At 47.3% G+C, this 609-nt stretch carries 1 protein-coding gene; it reads left to right on the forward strand.

Going from position 1 to position 609, the window contains the following annotated elements; all coding sequences use genetic code 11:
- On the forward strand, positions 1-609 hold a 609-nt coding region (locus R7E78_RS28150), incomplete at both ends, for a TrkA C-terminal domain-containing protein (RefSeq protein WP_318058887.1).

Consider the following 609-nt stretch of genomic DNA (forward strand, 5'->3'; position numbering starts at 1 on the left):
TATCGAGTTGGCCCGGAGCTTATCGATTGGACAGACGGCAAAAACTTACGAGAACTTGGTATTTACCGCCAAACGGGTTGTTACATTGAACGTATTCGCCGTAATGGTATTCTCGCCCACCCTGATGGTGATGCGATTTTGCAAGAAGGTGATGAAATTGCGTTGGTAGGCTTCCCTGACAGCCACGCTCGTTTGGACCCAAGCTTCCGAAACGGTAAAGAAGTGTTCGACCGTAACCTTCTCGATCTGCGTATTGTGGAAGAAGAGATTGTCGTTAAGAGCGACGCGATTGCCGGCAAACGTCTATCTGATTTGAACCTGTCTGAGTTCGGTTGTTTCCTTAACCGCGTAGTTCGTGCGCAAATCGAAATGCCAATGGATTTAGACATTGTTCTTGCCAAAGGTGATGTGCTTCAGGTGAGTGGTGAGAAGAGTCGTGTACATGGCCTTGCTGAGAAAATCGGTTTTATCTCGATCCACAGCCAAATGGCCGACTTATTGGCGTTCTGTAGCTTCTTTATTCTTGGCATTATGTTTGGCCTAGTGACCATGACATTTGGTCAAGTGTCGTTTAGCTTAGGTAACGCGGTAGGCCTTTTGCTGTCAGGT

It is taken from the genome of Vibrio sp. YT-19(2023) (genome assembly GCF_033337395.1).